The organism is Burkholderia sp. BCC1977 (assembly GCF_905339595.1).
Taxonomy (GTDB): Bacteria; Pseudomonadota; Gammaproteobacteria; order Burkholderiales; family Burkholderiaceae; genus Burkholderia.
The window spans coordinates 135,710-150,516 of sequence record NZ_CAJPGQ010000004.1 but is presented as its reverse complement, the minus strand read 5'-3'; the positions used below and the strand labels follow the sequence as shown (position 1 = coordinate 150,516).

Below are 14,807 nucleotides of genomic sequence, written 5' to 3'. Positions count from 1 at the left end.
TTTCTATAGTGGTTTGAATAACCACCGGAGGGTGCGCTGTGCTGGAACAATTTGAGTCTTCAATCCAATCAATTTGCACCACGACAGCGGAAATGAACGACACCGCGAACCGGTAAGCCGCCGCGCCCTCCATGGGACTCACCGGAAAACAGCGTGAGCCTCCATCGGAAATCGGCTGCCCGCCGGTTCAGCGGGCGCCCGTCAGGCCGGCACCAGCTCGAAGCTGAGCCGTTTGCCGAGCGCGGCCGCCGCGCTCGCGAGCGTCGCCAGCGTGAGGCTCGTGTCGGTTTCGTCGAGCAAACGGTTGAGCGCGGCGCGGCTGGTCTTCATCCGCGCGGCCATCGCCGTTTTCGTGATGTGCTGCGCCTTCATTTCCTGCCCGATCTGCCACGCGATCACGCGCTTGATCGCGGTGGCGGTGGCCGCTTCGAGATGGCCCTCCTCCTCGAGGAAGGTGTCGAAGTCGCTGCCGATATGCGGGTTGTTCGTGGTCGTCATGGGTACTCCAATGCATCGCGTTGCCGGCCGGCACGCGCCGATCGCATGTGCCGGCGCAAGCGGGGGAATTCAGATGGCGCGCGTCAGCGCTTTCAGCCGCGCGACGGTTACATCGAGATCGTCGGACGGCGTGGCCTGCGACTGCTTGAAGAACGCGTGCAGCAGCACCATCGTGTCGCCGACGACCGTGAACAGCACGCGCGCGCTTCGGCACGGCAACATCACGCGGATTTCCCACAGATCCGTCGACATCTTCCGGACCAGCGGCATGCCGAGCGGCCAGCCGAGTTGAACGGTCTTGATCTCTTCGCCGATCACCCTGCGCTCGAGCTGCCCGAGCGCCTTGAGCCATTCGCGCACCGGCTCGTTGCCACGCGCGGTGCGGAAGAACCGCACGCCGAGCGTGATCTGAATCTGCTGTCTCGCCATCGTCGTATCATCGAGCGTACCAAAAACGATACGATATGCCAAGCACGCCGACTCCCGCTACTGACCGAACGGCTAACCAATGACGATGAAAGAACGGCAGCCGGACGTCGCCCGCCCACGCCCTGCCCGGCGTCTCAACGCTCGCGGCGAGCCGGCTTGCGCGCGCCGCGGGGCGCGCGACGGGCGTGCGCATCGCCGAACCGTGCCTGCGCGATGTCGCGCACGGCATCGATCAGCGTCCGGGCGACGGGTGACGGTTGCGCATCGGTGCGCAGCACGAGCCCGACCGGCTCGTCGGTGCCTGCGGACGGCAGCGGCAGCCGGGCGAGCGCACCGGCCGACAGGTCGTATTCGGCCGCATAGAGCGGCACGAACCACACGGCGTCGTTCTCGAGCGCGAGCGCGCGCGCGACCGACACCGACAGCACCTCGATGAACGAATCCAGCGGCGGCGCGCCGCATGCGCCGAGCAGTTGCTCGGCCGACTGGCGGATCAGCGTGCCGAACGGCGGCAACACGACCGGATAGCGCGCGAGCTCGGCGGCCGGTGCGGCGCTCGCCAGCAGCGGATGGCCGGCGCGCACGACCGCGACGAGCGGCTCGTTGTACAGCTGCTCGAACGCGAGCCCGATCATCCGCTCCGGCTCCGACAGGCGCCCGATCGCGCATTCGATCGCCCCCGCCTTCAGGCGCTCCAGCAGTTCGGCATTCGCGGCCGTCGCGATTCGCACCACGATGCGCGGCCAGCGTGCGGTCAGCGCCTTCATCAGCGCGGGCGCGAGCGATGCCGCAACCGTCGGCAGCATGCCGATTTCGAGCGTCGCCGCGGCCGCGCCGCCTTCGCGCGCGAGCAGCCCGACGCCCTGCCGCAGCGCCAGCACGCACGCATTCGCATGCGGGATGAACAGCTGCGCCTCGCGGGTCGGCTGCGCGCCGTGCCGCCCCCGTTCGAACAGCTTCACGCCGAGGATCGACTCCAGTTCGGCGATCGTCTTCGACACGGCCGGTTGCGTGATCGACAGGCTTTCGGCCGCCTTCTGCACGCCGCCCAACTGCGCGACCGCGAGAAAACACTGCAGGTGCCGGAATTTGACGCGGCCGTCGGCGATACGGTTATTCATAACGGGCGGTTATGTGAATGGTGGTATCGCACCATTTTGCATAACTTTTCGGAAAGACCCAAGTGTTCGGCGCAGCGTCACGCATGACGCCGCAGCGCGTGGAATCCGGTCGGCTCCCAGATCCGTTTCGCGATCAGCAGCGCGGTGCCGTGCTTCTGCCCGAGCGGCGCGGACGACGACTCGGCATGCAGCGCCGCCGCTTTGCTGCTGAGCCGCCGCAGCTCCTGTTCGAGCTCCGCGGCGGCCGCGTCCGTCAGCATCCCTTGCAGGAACGTCATCGTCTCGCCCGGGCCGTCGAAGCGACTGCCGAGAAAATCGTCGAGCACGTGCGCTTGGAAATAACGGCGGATCGGCCCGCCCGGCAGCCAGTCGAAATCGCGCGCGACACGCACGCGAATCCGGTCGCCCGGCAGCAGCGCGATCACGTTCATCCGGTCGAGCATCAGCAGGTATTTCACGCACTCGGCCTGTGTGACGCGATAGGCCGACACGATGTCCTGCACGGTCCAGTAGTTGATCGCGCAGACGGCGACGAGCAGCAGCTTCTCGTCCGACACGAGCAGCGCCTCCTGCTGCTCGGTCAGCACGCGCAAGCGCGGCGCGGACGCCGACGCCTCCTGCACGAGCTCCGCGAGCGTATAGCCGAGCAGCTGCGCGATCTCCGCGACACGCTCCAGCGTGAAGCGGCCGCTCGCGAACAGCCGCTTCACGCTCGTCTCGGACACGTCGAGCGCACGCGCGACGTCGCGGTAGGTCATTCCCTGCGCCTTCAGTTGGCGCTTCAGCGTTTCGATGAGTTGGGCGGTCTCGGTCACGTTGGTATCGAAAAATGATGCTCAAGGTCGGATATTAGGCTACCCAAGCATCCACACAAGCACTTTTGGATACTTGTCTGCATAATCCGCTCCGTCCTGTCACGCACCGACGGAGCCGCGATGAGCACCCGAACCGACACCCCTGCCTTCGACCCGCATCACCCCGCGCCGCGCGACGCCCGCGCCACGGATCGCACGCTGCCGCTCGCCACGGTGCGCACGCTGGCGGCCGGCGCGCACGTCGGGGATCTCGTGTTCATCCGCGTACCGGCTGGCGTATCCCGCGACGCGGCAGGCAATGCAGGCGCGTGGGCCGATCGCTTCGGCATCGTCGTCGATACGTCGGGCGACGAGCCGCTGATCGCCGAGCCCGCGTTTGCGCGGACGAAGCTCACGCCGCTGTCGCGCTTCGTCGCCCGCGCCGACGGCGGGCGCATCGCGCTGGCGCGCCGCGTCGCGGCACCGACCGCCGACGCACAGCGCAATGTGCACGCGCTGGCCGAACAGCGGATCGACGCGCTGCTCGGCAGCCGGTTCAACCTGCTGTCGCAGCGCGGGTTCTGCGCGAACTACGTGAGCGACGTGCTCGGCACCGACCGCGACGCGACACCGACCGCGCTGCTGCGCAGCGGCACGCTGTCGCTCGAATTCGACGGGATCGTCTTCGATCCCGCCCGGCCGTAACGACGAAGGACGAACGACGGGCACGCCCGGGGAGACCGGATAACAACAACAACGACACACAAAAAAAGCAGCGACGGGCTGGCTGGAGGGCCGTGCACGGAGTCGTCACCGACGACGCGAAGCCCGATCGCTTTTTCCGCCGGACAGGCCGCCTGTCCGGCGGATTTTCATTGGCGCCGCCGAGCATAACGAACGGTTATGCGATTCGCGAAAAAAGGTCATTTTGCATAACTTTCCGGATTGGCTAAAGTCTTGCCATCCACTTCGCGAAATACTTATCAGGAGACGCCCGATGGATTCCCCCACGATCCTCACGCCGCGCGACTGGCCGTCGCATCCCGCGTATGTCCACCCCGAGTACCGTTCGTCGGTGAAGCGCGGCCCGACGCGCCCGATGATCCCGTTGAAGGAAAAGCTGCGCGACCAGTACGCGCCCGTCTACGGCGCCGAGGATCTCGGCGCGCTCGACCACGACCTGACGAAGAACGCCGTGAAGAACGGCGAGCCGCTCGGCGAGCGCATCGTCGTCACCGGCCGCGTGCTCGACGACGGCGGCAAGCCCGTGCGCAACACGCTCGTCGAGGTATGGCAGGCGAACGCGGCCGGCCGCTACGTGCACAAGGTCGACCAGCACGACGCGCCGCTCGACCCGAACTTCCTCGGCGCAGGCCGCTGCATGACCGACGACGAAGGCCGCTACCGCTTCCTGACGATCAAGCCCGGCGCGTATCCGTGGGGCAACCATCCGAACGCGTGGCGCCCGAATCACATTCACTTCTCGCTGTTCGGCGACTACTTCGGCTCGCGCCTCGTCACGCAGATGTACTTCCCCGGCGACCCGCTGCTCGCGTACGACCCGATCTTCCAGGGCACGCCGGAAGCGGCGCGCGACCGCCTGATCTCGCGCTTCTCGATGGACATCACCGAAGAAGGCTATGCGCTCGGCTACGAATTCGACATCGTGCTGCGCGGCCGCGACGCTACCCCGATGGAGCGCTGAACCATGACGACGCTGAAGCAAACCCCTTCGCAGACGGTCGGCCCGTACTTCGCGTACGGCCTGTGCCCGCAGCAATACGACTACGACCTGAAGAGCCTGTTCACGCCGGCGATCGCCACGCCGGACGCCGAAGGCGAGCACGTGCTGCTGGTCGGCCAGGTGTTCGACGGCGACGGCAACGTCGTCGGCGACGCGGTGCTCGAATTCACGCAGGTGGACGGCGCGGGCCGCTATCCCGCGTCGCGTGACGACATCGCGAAATCCGGCTTCACGGGCTTCGCACGCGTCGGCACGGGCACCGATGCACAGCAGCGCTTCGTCGTCCCGACGGTGAAGCCGGGCCGCATCGCCGCCGACGAAGCACCGCACATCAACGTCACCGTGATGATGCGCGGGATCCTGACCCACGCGTTCACCCGCGTGTATTTCGACGACGAAGCCGCGGCGAACGCGGCCGATCCGGTGCTGAACCTGGTGCCGGCCGAACGCCGCGCGACGCTCGTCGCGAAGCGCGACGCGCAACCGGGCCGGCCCGTCGTGTACCGCTTCGACATCCGCATGCAGGGGCCGGACGAGACCGTGTTCTTCGACGTGTGACGCGCGAGCCGGCGCAGGCCGGCTGCCCGCACCGAGCCGCCGTGTGGCGCGATACCAACAGGCATCGCGCCACACGGCGGTTTTCGTTTTCGGGCACCCACATTCGATGCCGTGCCGCAGCACGCCCGATCGCGATCGCCAACGCACAAGGGTGACGACTTCCGCTTCCGGCATCGAACGCGCGATTGAAACGCATGCTGCGACAGCACATGAATCGTTGGGCCCGCACGATACCGCTTGCGCGTTATGCGGCGTATGCTTTGCTATCCGCCACACACCGACTGAATTGAATCGGAAGAGGCAACAATTTAACGAACAATGCGCGAACCCTGCCCCGCTGGCTGATCGCGCATTTTTTCTGACCGAGTGCCTTTAAGCGCGTCTGACCGAAACCTGGCAGGCGCGTTTTTTTCGTCCGCGACCGGGGCACGCCGCCGCACTCGCCACCACGCTCGCCGCCGCATCCGTTCCGGCTAGCGGCGACCCTCCAGATACCGGCTCGGCGTTTCGCCGAGGATGCGGCGAAACGCCGACGTAAAGGCGCTCGCGCTCGCATATCCCAGATCGAACGCGACACGCGTCACCGGCTGCCCGTCGCTCAGGCGGGTAATCGCCGCCAGCATGCAGACCTGCTGGCGCCAGGCGGCGAAACTCACGCCGGTCTGCGCGCGGAACAGCCGCGTAAACGTGCGCCGGCTCACGCCCGCGTCGGTCGCCACCTGGTCGAGATCGGCGGCGATCGACGGCGACGCGAACAGATGCCGGCAGATCTTCGCGAGGCGCGCGTCGGCCGGCAGCGGCGCGTGCAGCGACAGCCGCGGCATCGTCGCGATTTCCGCGACCAGCAGCGCCATCAGCTTGCCCGCCCGGCCGTCGACGTCGTACATCGCCGGCAGGTCAATCGCGTCGTCGATCAGTTGCCGCAAGAGCGGCGACACGCCGTACACGCCGCACTGGTCCGGCAGCCCCGCGGCCTCGGCGGCGGCGTCCGACACGAACGTGTTGAGCATCGTGACCGGCCCGGTCATCGTCATTTCGTGCCGCACGCCGGCCGGCATCCAGCACGCGCGCTGCGGCGGCACCAGCCAGCGGCCGTGCGGCGTCGACACGCTGATCGTGCCGCGCGACGCGAACGCGAACTGCCCGCGCCGGTGCGCGTGCTCCGGAAACGTCGTACCCGCCGCGTAGTCGTTGGCGGTCACCACGACGCTACGGGGAATGTGTTCGTAGGGATCCAGCAGCGTATTTCTCAAGGCCCGAATTCCATCATGAATGACCCGATATCGAAGGCGGGTCACCTTCGATCGGTCTACGATCCGCTCCACGCTTGCGCGACCGGACGGCCGCAAGACCCGACGGCCGAATCGGCCGGATAGCGACTTCAGCGGAGCGGAAATGCCCAATACGTTTCATCGGGTGGGGGACGGCCCCCACCCTGTTCTCGTGCTGCACGGCTGGTTCGGCGACGCGCACGCGTTCGAGCCCGTCGAGGCGTGGCTGTCGCACGAACGCTTCACCTATGTGTTCATGGACTACCGCGGCTACGGCCGCATGCGCGACGCGCACGGCGCGTACTCGATCGCCGAAATCGCCGCCGACACGCTCGCGCTCGCCGACGCGCTCGGCTGGCGCACGTTCAGCCTCGTCGGCCACTCGATGGGCGGCATGGCGATCGAGAAGGTCGCCGCCGTGGCGCCCGACCGGGTGCGCGCGCTGGTGCCGATCGCGCCGGTGCCGTGCGGCGGCCTGCCGTTCGACGCCGCGCGACGCGCGCTATTCGAACGCGCCGCCGACCATCTCGCCGATCGAAGGAGCATCATCGATCGCAGCACCGGCGGCCGGCTGCCCGCCGCCTGGGTCGAGTGGAAAGCCGCGTACTCGGCATCCTGTTCGTCGCCGCGCGCGTTCGGTGCGTACTTCCGCGCGTGGGCCGACACGGATTTCAGCGACGAGATCACGGGCCGCCCGCCGGTGAAGGTGCTGATCGGCGAGCACGACGCGGCGCTGATGGCGCGCACCTATCTGCGGCGCTATCCGCGCGCGACCGTCGACGTGCTGCGCAACGCCGGCCATTACCCGATGAACGAAACCCCGCTCGCGCTGGTCGCCGCGATGGAAGCGTTCCTGCTCGACACGGCGGCAGACCTCGCACCGGGTGCGTGACGCGCCGCGCGTGGGCGGCATCCGGCCGGCACGCATCACCGCAGCATGAACGACATGGCCGACAGGCTGTTCAGCGTGCGCACCACGTGCTCGACCGACGGCCCGTCGAAGCGCAGCGTCACCGCATCGACCCGCTCGAGCGACGGCAGCACGCAGAACAGATCGGCGAGCGCGGCCGTCTGCACGCGCAGCGTGCAAGCGGCCGGCGCGGGCCGATGCGCGGTCGCGCGCCAGCCGGACGACAGCGCATGCACGACCGTTTCGCGTGCGGCCGTCGCGATGCGCGCACAGGACGCGGCCGGCGTGAGCGTGTCGCCGCTCGATGCGCCGCCGGCCGTCTTGACCGTCTCGAAGCGCGCGTCCGGAAACAGCGGCCGGGTTTCCTCGGCAAATACGTCGTCGCCCGACGCCAGCGCGACGTGCGCGCCGTATTCGCGCGCCAGCGCACCGTACAGCCCGGCTTCGCCGAGTTCGACACCGTTCAGCCACACCTGCGTGAACGCGAAGCCGTTGATCGTGTGCGCGAGCACGCCGCGCGTCTGCGATTTCGCGTGAAAGCCGATCATGAACACGAGGTCGGGCTGCTGTTCGAGGCCCGCCATCATCCCGAGCGTGCGCGGCTTGCCGAGCACGACGCGTGCACGGGCATCGAGCCCGTCGGGCAGCAGGTTGCGAAAGCCGCCATGCGAATCGTTGACCCAGACGGCCTGCGCGCCGCCCGCGAACGCGCCTTCGATCGCCGCGTTCGCCTCGGCGGTCATCCAGCGGCGCGCACGCTCGTATTCCGGATTTCCGGCACGCGTCTGCTCGGTGGCGAACACGCCGGCGACACCCTCGATGTCGGTCGAGATCAGAATCTTCATGAATGGATCGGACGTCCTTCGTTGCCTTCGTTGAATAACCGATCGAGATCGGGCACCGCGTCGCGCAGCGCTTGCCGCACGTGGCCGTCGCGCCCGGCCACGGTCACGGCCTGCAGCAGCGCGTCGGCGATCGCGTGCTCGACGCTTTCGGCCGCGGCCATGAACAGCGGATCGAGCGCCGCATCGGCCACGAGGGCCGGCAGCGCGACGGTCGACGCATCGTGCGCGATCGTGTACGCGGTGGAAAAGGCGAGCGCGATATCGCCGCTGCCGTGCCCGTAGACCGAGCCGGTGCGGGCGAGCCCCGCACCCGCGCGGCGGGCGAGCCGCGACAGTTGCCGCGCGTCGAGCGGCGCATCGGTCGCGAGCAGCAGGATGATCGAGCCTTGCTCCGGCGGCGCCGCGTGCGCGTGCGCGGCAGCGTGCCGCTGCGCGACGACGCGCCCGAGCGGCACGCCGCCGAGCGTCAGCATCGGCAGCCGGCCGAAATTCGCGAGCACCAGCGCGCCGACCGTGTACGGCCTGCCGGCCGCGACGGCCACGCGCGATGCAGAGCCGATCCCGCCCTTCAGATCGAAACACGACATCCCGCGCCCGGCGCCCACCGCGCCGCGTGCGAAGTCGCGCGCCGCCGTGCGGCACGCGTCGTCGTAATGCGCGACCGTCACCGCGAACGCCTGGATGTCGTTCAGATAGCCGTCGTTGCACTCGAACACGAGCGGGTTGACGGTCGACCAGTCGCGGCCGATCCGCGGGTTCGCCGCGATCGCCGCGCGAATCTGTGCCTGCGCGACCGCGCCGACGCCGAACGTATTGGTCAGCGCGATCGGCGTATCGAGCGTGCCGAGTTCGTCGACCTGCACGAGCCCGACGCTCTTGCCGAAGCCGTTGATCACGGCCGCGCCGGCCGGCACCTTGCTGCGGTACAGGTCGCCCGGGTGCGGCTTCACGACGGTGACGCCCGTCTGCACGGCGCCGGCATCGAGCGTCGCATGGCCGACCGTCACGCCCGGCACGTCGGCGATCGTGCCGCGCGGCCCGGCCGGCAGCGTCGCGGCCCACATGGATACTGCCTGCATCAGCGCCGCTCCAGCTTCGGGTCGAGCGCGTCGCGCAGCCCGTCGCCGAGCAGGTTGAACGCGAGCACGGTCAGGAAGATCGCGAGGCTCGGGAAGATCGCGACGTGCGGCGCGGTCACCATGTCCGCGCGCGCCTCGTTGAGCATCGCGCCCCACTCCGGGGTCGGCGGCTGCGCGCCGAGCCCGAGGAACGACAGGCTCGCGGCCGTGATGATCGACGTGCCGATCCGCATCGTGAAGTAGACGACGACCGACGACACGGTGCCCGGCAGGATATGCCGCATGATGATCGTCCAGTCGGACGCGCCGATGCTGCGCGCGGCTTCGACGTAGGTCATGTGCTTGAGCATCAGCGTATTGCCGCGCACGAGCCGCGCGAACGCCGGAATGCTGAAGATCGCGACCGCGCAGATCACGTTGACCATCCCGTTGCCGAGGATCGCGACCACGCCGATCGCGAGCAGGATCCCCGGGAATGCGAACAGCACGTCGGCCACGCGCATCGTGATGCGGTCCCACCAGCCTTCGTAGTAGCCGGCGAGCAGCCCGAAGAACGTGCCGATGAGCGCGCCGAGCGCGACCGAGAAGAAGCCGGCCGCGAGCGAGATGCGCGTGCCGGTGACGATCCGGCTGAAGATGTCGCGGCCGAGCGAGTCGACGCCGAACCAGTGCACGGCCGACGGCCCCGCGTTCAGCGCGTCGTAGTCGAAATAGTTCTCCGGATCGAACGGCACGATGTGCGGGCCGACGAACGCGAGCACGACGAGCGCCAGCACGAAGCCGCCGGCGACCAGCGCGACGGTCTGCTTGCGGAACTTGCGCCAGAATTCGCGCCACGGCGTGCGGATCGCGCTCGATGCGGCCGACGCCGCGGGCTGGACAGTCGCGTTCATGCTCGCCTCGCTCTCACTTGAACCGGATGGTCGGGTTGATGACCGCGTACAGCACGTCGACGGTCAGGTTGATCAGGATGAATTCGAGCGAGAACAGCAGCACGATCGCCTGGATCACCGGGTAGTCGCGCATCGTCACCGCATCGACCAGCAGGCGCCCGAGCCCCGGCCAGTTGAACACGGCCTCGACGACGATCGAGCCGCCGAGCAGGAAGCCGAACTGCAGCCCCATCATCGTGACGACCGGGATCATCGCGTTGCGCAGGCAGTGCTTGAGCACGACCAGCGGCTCGTGCACGCCCTTCGCGCGGGCGGTGCGCACGTAGTCCTCGTTGAGCACCTCGACGAACGACGCGCGCGTGAAGCGCGCCATCACGGCCGCGACCGCGGCGCCGAGCGTCAGCGACGGCAGCACGTAGCTCTTCCAGGTGCCGTCCGGCACGACGGGCAGCCAGCCGAGCTTCACCGAGAAGATCTCCATCAGCAGCATGCCGAGCGCGAACGCCGGAAACGAGATGCCCGACACGGCAATCGTCATCCCGAGGCGGTCGGGCCAGCGGTTGCGCCATACCGCCGACGCGATTCCGATCGCCATCCCGAACGCCGTCGCCCACACCATGCTGACGAGCGTCAGCAGCAGCGTCGGCATGAAGCGCTCGCCGATCTCGGTCGACACCTGCCGCTTGCTGCGCGTCGACGTCCCGAAATCGCCGTGCGCGATCTTCACGAAGAAGTTCGCGAACTGCGCGGGCAGCGGCCGGTCGAGCCCGAGATCGGCGCGCACGAGCGCGACCGTCGCGTCGTCGGCTTCGGGCCCCGCCGCGAGCCGCGCCGGATCGCCCGGCAGCAGGTGCACGAACAGGAACACCAGCACCGCGACGATCGCGAGCGTGGGCAGCAGGCCGAACAGGCGTTTGACGAGAAAATTCAGCATGGGGCACCGATCGAATCAGCGCGCCGGCAGCTTGCGCCGCCGGCGCCGCGCAGCGGGCGAACCGCCGTCATTTCACCGAGATTTCGTCGAAGTTGAACGAGCCGTCCGGCATCACGTACATGCCGTGCAGGCGCTTGCTGCGCGCATAGACGATCTTCTCCTGCACCAGGAAGATCCACGGCGCATCGGCCCACACCTGCTTCTGCGCGTCGGCGTACAGCGTGGCCTTCTTCGCCTGGTCGGTCGTCTCGAGCGCCTTCGCGAGATCGTCGTCGACGGTACCGTTCTTGTAGTACGCGGTGTTGTAGAGCTTCGGCGGCGCCGACGTGGACGCGAGCAGCGGCGACAGCGCCCAGTTCGCCTCGCCCGTCGAGGCCGACCAGCCGCTGTAGTACATCCGCACCGGTGCCGTCGCCGGATCCTGGGCGCTCTCGACCTTCGCGACCCGCTCGCCGGCCTCGAGTGCCTGCACCTGCACCTTCACGCCGACCTGCGCGAGCTGCTGCTGGACGAACTGGATCAGCTTCTGCGCCGTCGAATGGTTGTAAGCGGACCAGAGCGTCGACTCGAAGCCGTTCGGATAACCGGCCTCCTTCAGCAGCGCGCGCGCCTTCGCCGGATCGTACGGCCAGGGGCCGAGCTTGGTCGCGTATTCGACGCCGACCGGGGCGACACCCGTCTGCGGGGTCGCATAGCCGGCGAACACGACCTTCGCGAGCGCTTCCTTGTTGACCGCGTAGTTCAGCGCTTCACGCACCTTCGGATTGTCGAACGGCTTCTTCTGCGTGTTCAGCGAGATGTAGCGCTGGATGATCGACGGCCGCTCGATCAGCTCGACCTTCGGATTGCTCTTCAGGTCGGCCGCCTGCTCGAACGGAATCGTGAACGCGAAATCCGCCTCGCCGGTCTTGAGCAGCGCGGCGCGCGTGTTGTTGTCGACCACCGGCTTCCAGTCGATCGAATCGACCTTCGGATAGCCCTTCTTCCAGTAGCCGGCAAACTTCTTCACCTTCATGTCGTCGGTCTGCTTCCATTCGACGAACTCGAACGGGCCCGTGCCGACCGGATGCAGCGACACGTCGCGCCCCCACTTCTTCAGCGCGGCCGGCGAGATCATCACCGCCGACGGGTGCGCGAGCGTGTTGATGAATGCGGAGAACGGCTCGCGCAACGTGAAGCGCACCGTCAGCGGATCGACCACCTCGGTCTTCTCGATCACGCGGAACAGCCCGTAGCGCTTCAGCTTGTTCGCCGGATCGGTCACGCGGTCGAAGTTCGCCTTCACTGCGTCGGCGTTGAAGTCGGTGCCGTCGTGGAACTTCACGCCCGGGCGCAGCTTGACCGTGTAGACCTTCGCATCGGGCGACGCCTGGTAGCTCGTCGCGAGCACGTTCACGAGCTTCATGTCCTTGTCGAAGCCGAACAGCCCTTCGTAGAACGACTTGACGACGGCTTGCGACACCGTGTCGTTCGCGTCGTACGGGTCCATCGTCGTGAACGTCGAGTACACGGCGACCACGACGTTCTGTTGCGCGAACGCGGGCGCCGCGACCGACAGCGCGAGCGCGCCGGCCCCCGCGGCGAGGAACGCGCGCGGACGGAACATCGGGAACGAATGCGGCTTGTTCATTTTGTCTGGCTCCTGTGGATGATTCGGTAACGCGTGGTGGAAATCGCGGCGTGACTGCATCCGCTCGGGAAAATGACGCCGTTGCCTGGCGCGTGCGCAGCTGCGGTCCATATGCGCCTCGCCGCGCAATCAATACGCGCCGCCGACGCGATGCGTCGCGACGTAGTGGTCGGGGCCGACCGCGACGAGCGGCGCGACGACCGGCTCGTCGCCGGCCGCGCGGATCGGGCTCGGAATCTCGTCCGCCGCGAGCTGGCGCGGCGCATGCCGGCGTGCCGGATCGGCCACCGGCACCGCGCTCATCAGCTTCTTCGTGTACGGATGCTGCGGTGCCTCGAACACCGCACGGCGCGGACCGATCTCGACGATCTGGCCGAGATACATCACCGCGACCCGATGGCTGACGCGCTCGACGACGGCCATGTCGTGCGAGATGAACAGATACGCGACGCCGAGCTCGCGCTGCAGGTCGAGCATCAGGTTCACGATCTGCGCCTGCACCGACACGTCGAGCGCGGACACCGATTCGTCGGCGATCACGACCTTCGGGTTCAGCGCGAGCGCGCGCGCGATGGCGATCCGCTGGCGCTGGCCGCCCGAGAATTCGTGCGGATAGCGGCGCGCGGCCTCCGGCGGCAGGCCGACCTTGTCGAGCAGCCAGTCGACGCGCGCCTGCGCTTCGCGGCCGCTCGCGACGCCGTGCACGAGCAGCGGCTCCATGATCGAGAAGCCGACCGTCAGGCGCGGGTTCAGCGACGCGAACGGATCCTGGAAGATGAACTGGATGTTCCGGCGCAGCGCCTGCAGGTCATGGCCCTTCAGCGCGCTGATGTCGCGGCCGTCGAATTCGATCGAGCCGCTCTGCGATTCGACGAGGCGCAGCAGCGAGCGGCCGGTGGTCGACTTGCCGCAGCCCGATTCGCCGACGAGCGCCAGCGTCTCGCCCGCGCGCAGCTCGAAGCTCACGCGCTCGACCGCATGCACGTACTGCGACACGCGGCCGAACACGCCGCTCTTCACCGGAAACCGCGTGACGAGATCGCGCACGCGCAGGATCGGCGGGGCGGCCGGATCGACGTGCGGCTGCCCGGCGGCGGGAACCGCGGCCGAAGCGCTCGCAGCGCTCGCATCGTTCGCTTCGTTCGCTTCGTTCGCGGCAGGCGCCGGCGCGGCCGCGCTCGCGACGTCCACCTTCAGCAGCGGGAATTTCTCGGGAATATCGGTGCCGTGCATCGAGCCGAGCCGCGGCACGGCTGCGAGCAGCGCACGCGTGTAGCGATGCGCGGGCGTCGCGAAAATGCGCTCGGACTCGCCCTCCTCCACCTTCTCGCCGCGATACATCACGAGCACGCGGTCGGCCACTTCAGCGACCACGCCCATGTCGTGCGTGATGAAGATCACGCCCATGTTCATTTCGTCCTGCAGGCCGCGGATCAGTTGCAGGATCTGCGCCTGGATCGTCACGTCGAGCGCGGTGGTCGGTTCGTCGGCGATCAGGAGCGCGGGCCGGCACGACAGCGCCATCGCGATCATCACGCGCTGCCGCATCCCGCCGGACAACTGGTGCGGATAGCGCGCGAACACGCGGCGCGCCTCCGGAATGCGCACGAGATCGAGCAGCCGAAACGCTTCCGCGCGCGCTTCGGTCGCACTCTTCGACTGGTGCAGCGCGATCGCCTCGCTGATCTGGTCGCCGACCGTAAACACCGGGTTCAGCGACGTCATCGGCTCCTGGAAGATCATCGCGATGTCCGCGCCGCGGATCCCGCGCATCGTCGCCGCGCTCGCCTGCGCAAGGTCGACGAGCGCGCCGCCGCGCCGCCGCAACGCAATCCGGCCGCTCGTGATCTCGCCGCCGCCGTGCTCGACGAGCCGCATCAGCGCGAGCGACGTGACCGACTTGCCGGAGCCCGATTCGCCGACGATCGCGAGCGTCTCGCCGCGATCGACGTGAAACGACACGTTGCGCACCGCGTCGAACGTCGCGTTTTCGCGACGGAACATGACCGACAGGTCGTCGACGGCGACGACGCGCTGTTCCGGCAGCACCAGTGCGGACGGGGTTCGGCTCGAAGTCATGCGAAGGTCTCCTCGTGCGATC

At 68.1% G+C, this 14,807-nt stretch carries 15 protein-coding genes; 4 read left to right on the top strand and 11 right to left on the bottom strand.

The genetic code is table 11. From position 1 onward, the window contains the following. Positions 1–201: 201 nt before the first annotated feature. The 4 genes from U5771_RS05585 to U5771_RS05570 form a co-directional block, all read right to left on the bottom strand. Positions 202–498 (bottom strand): Fis family transcriptional regulator, encoded by a 297-nt coding sequence (locus tag U5771_RS05585; RefSeq protein WP_322023055.1) that lies wholly within the window; start codon positions 496–498, stop codon positions 202–204. A gap of 69 nt (positions 499–567) precedes the next feature. Next, complete coding sequence (locus tag U5771_RS05580) at positions 568–927, bottom strand: type II toxin-antitoxin system RelE/ParE family toxin (protein ID WP_322023054.1); 360 nt, start codon at positions 925–927, stop codon at positions 568–570. A 134-nt stretch (positions 928–1,061) separates the two neighbouring features. Next, the gene (gene pcaQ / locus U5771_RS05575; protein WP_322023053.1) at positions 1,062–2,048 is read right to left on the bottom strand and encodes a pca operon transcription factor PcaQ; all 987 of its coding nucleotides are present in this window, start codon (positions 2,046–2,048) and stop codon (positions 1,062–1,064) included. A gap of 77 nt (positions 2,049–2,125) precedes the next feature. Then, entirely contained in the window at positions 2,126–2,863 is a 738-nt protein-coding gene (locus U5771_RS05570; RefSeq protein ID WP_322023052.1) for a helix-turn-helix transcriptional regulator, read from the bottom strand. Positions 2,864–2,983: 120 nt separating this feature from the next. On the opposite strand from U5771_RS05570, the gene U5771_RS05565 reads away from it, so the two are divergent. From U5771_RS05565 to pcaG, 3 genes are all read left to right on the top strand, one after another. Beyond that, on the top strand, positions 2,984–3,547 hold the full coding sequence (locus U5771_RS05565) for a YiiX/YebB-like N1pC/P60 family cysteine hydrolase (RefSeq protein WP_322023051.1): 564 nt from the start codon (positions 2,984–2,986) through the stop codon (positions 3,545–3,547). A gap of 292 nt (positions 3,548–3,839) precedes the next feature. Beyond that, positions 3,840–4,547 (top strand): protocatechuate 3,4-dioxygenase subunit beta, encoded by a 708-nt coding sequence (pcaH, locus tag U5771_RS05560; protein WP_322023050.1) that lies wholly within the window; start codon positions 3,840–3,842, stop codon positions 4,545–4,547. A gap of 3 nt (positions 4,548–4,550) precedes the next feature. Then, complete coding sequence (pcaG, locus tag U5771_RS05555; protein WP_322023049.1) at positions 4,551–5,144, top strand: protocatechuate 3,4-dioxygenase subunit alpha; 594 nt, start codon at positions 4,551–4,553, stop codon at positions 5,142–5,144. 473 nt (positions 5,145–5,617) lie between these two features. Here the strand turns inward: pcaG and U5771_RS05550 are convergent, their stop codons facing one another. Continuing rightward, positions 5,618–6,397 carry a helix-turn-helix transcriptional regulator gene (locus U5771_RS05550; RefSeq protein ID WP_322023048.1) on the bottom strand — a complete coding sequence of 260 codons (780 nt, stop codon included), beginning with the start codon at positions 6,395–6,397 and terminating at the stop codon, positions 5,618–5,620. 142 nt (positions 6,398–6,539) lie between these two features. Between U5771_RS05550 and U5771_RS05545 the strand changes: the two genes are divergently transcribed. Further along, positions 6,540–7,307 carry an alpha/beta hydrolase gene (locus U5771_RS05545; RefSeq protein ID WP_322023047.1) on the top strand — a complete coding sequence of 256 codons (768 nt, stop codon included), beginning with the start codon at positions 6,540–6,542 and terminating at the stop codon, positions 7,305–7,307. Between the two features lie 35 nt (positions 7,308–7,342). Here U5771_RS05545 and U5771_RS05540 read toward each other — a convergent pair whose 3' ends face one another. The 6 genes from U5771_RS05540 to U5771_RS05515 form a co-directional block, all read right to left on the bottom strand. Beyond that, on the bottom strand, positions 7,343–8,170 hold the full coding sequence (locus U5771_RS05540; protein ID WP_322023046.1) for a M55 family metallopeptidase: 828 nt from the start codon (positions 8,168–8,170) through the stop codon (positions 7,343–7,345). Continuing rightward, positions 8,167–9,249, bottom strand: coding sequence for a P1 family peptidase (locus tag U5771_RS05535; RefSeq protein ID WP_322023045.1), 1,083 nt, complete (start codon positions 9,247–9,249; stop codon positions 8,167–8,169). Before U5771_RS05535 ends, U5771_RS05540 begins: the two co-directional genes overlap by 4 nt. Continuing rightward, entirely contained in the window at positions 9,249–10,142 is an 894-nt protein-coding gene (gene gsiD, locus U5771_RS05530; protein WP_059818930.1) for a glutathione ABC transporter permease GsiD, read from the bottom strand. The genes U5771_RS05535 and gsiD overlap by 1 nt, the downstream gene beginning before the upstream one ends. Positions 10,143–10,155: 13 nt before the next feature. Next, a complete protein-coding gene (gene gsiC / locus U5771_RS05525; RefSeq protein WP_322023044.1) occupies positions 10,156–11,076 on the bottom strand; it encodes a glutathione ABC transporter permease GsiC in 921 nt (306 codons plus the stop codon). Positions 11,077–11,143: 67 nt separating this feature from the next. Next, positions 11,144–12,706, bottom strand: a complete 1,563-nt coding sequence (gsiB, locus tag U5771_RS05520) for a glutathione ABC transporter substrate-binding protein GsiB (RefSeq protein ID WP_322023043.1) — start codon at positions 12,704–12,706, stop codon at positions 11,144–11,146. 129 nt (positions 12,707–12,835) lie between these two features. Further along, positions 12,836–14,785: a dipeptide ABC transporter ATP-binding protein gene (locus U5771_RS05515; protein ID WP_322023042.1), complete on the bottom strand. Its 1,950-nt coding sequence runs from the start codon at positions 14,783–14,785 to the stop codon at positions 12,836–12,838. Positions 14,786–14,807: the final 22 nt, after the last annotated feature.